The following is a 1,351-nucleotide window of genomic DNA, read 5'->3' on the forward strand; positions in this document are numbered from 1 at the left end:
GCAGGCAGAGCCGCAACTCGGGGAACTCCTCGTTACCGCCGTCCAGTGACACTTTCGTCCGTCCGGAGAAGCAGCCACCGGCCAAGGGCGGGCGCAAGCGGGGTCGCCAGCCCGGCGCTCCGGGCAACGGCCTGGCCATGGCCGAGGTCCCCGACAAGCTCGAGGACCACTTCCCGGCCGCCTGCGGCGGATGCGGGAAGGCGCTGTCGGCCACCGACAGTGTCGGCTACTCGCGTCGGCAGGTCCGCGACATTCCCCTGGTCACCGTGACGGTGACCGAGCATCGGGCGCATCGCTGCCGGTGCGGCGGGTGCGGTCGCCTCACCAGTGCGGACATGCCCGGGCAGGTGGCGGGCGCACCGTCGTCGTACGGGCCGAACCTGCGCGCCCTGGCCGCCTATCTGCTGGTGTTCCAGCACGTACCGGTGGAACGCTGCGCCCAGCTGATCGCCGACGTCACCGGCGCGCAGGTCTCGCCCGGCTGGGTGTCGTCGATCCTCGGCGAGGCCGCTGCCCTGGTCGCCGACAGCATCACCGTGATCCGCGCGCTGCTGACGCTGGCGCATGTGCTGCACGTCGATGAGACCACCACCCGGATCGGGACCGGGCGCCGCTGGCTGCACGTGGCCTGCACGACCACCTTGACCCTGCTCGGCCTGGGCGAACGTTCCCGCCAGGGCGCCAACTCTCTCGGCGTCCTGCCCGAGTTCCGCGGGGTGCTGGTGCACGACTCGCTGTCGCTGTATGACGGCTACCCGCACGCCCGGCACCAACTGTGCGGTGCGCACCTGGTCAGAGAGCTGACCGCTGCGGCCGAAGACCACCCCCGCCAGCGGTGGCCGGCCCAGATCCGCTGGGCGCTGGCCGAGCTGAACAAACAGGCCATCAAGGCCCGCGAGGCCGGACTGTCACAGATCCCGCCAGAACGGGCGCGCATCTACCTCGAATCCTTCCACCACGGGATCGCAGTCGGGCTGTCGCTGCATCCCCGCGCCCCAGGACGGAAACAGTCCCCGGCCCGCAACCTGCTGGAACGCCTGCGGGACCGGGCCGCTGACGTGCTGCGCTTCGCCGACTTCCCCGGCTGGGTGCCGTTCACGAACAACACCGGCGAGCGCGCGCTGCGCCCGGTCAAGACCCAGGTGAAGATCTCCGGCTGCCATCAATCCGAGACCGGCGCCGCGCACTGGCTGACCATCCGCTCCTACCTCGACAGCGCCCGCAAGCACGGACTGAGCGCCTTCGAGGCGATCCACCGCGCTTTCACCGGCAACCTCTGGATGCCGCCCGTCGCACTCGAAGTCTGATCAGCGCGTATCACCCAGCGTCACAAAACCTTCTGATTGCTTAC

The 1,351-nt window shown here is 70.0% G+C and carries 1 protein-coding gene; it reads left to right on the top strand.

Annotation, left to right across the window (positions count from 1 at the left end; translation table 11 throughout):
• On the top strand, positions 1-1,307 hold a 1,307-nt coding region (gene tnpC / locus IEY82_RS38675; RefSeq protein ID WP_189129268.1), incomplete at its 5' end, for an IS66 family transposase.
• Between the last annotated feature and the right edge of the window lie 44 nt (positions 1,308-1,351).

Origin of the sequence: Nonomuraea cavernae, from assembly GCF_014646355.1 — a bacterium.
GTDB lineage: Bacteria > Actinomycetota > Actinomycetes > Streptosporangiales > Streptosporangiaceae > Nonomuraea > Nonomuraea cavernae.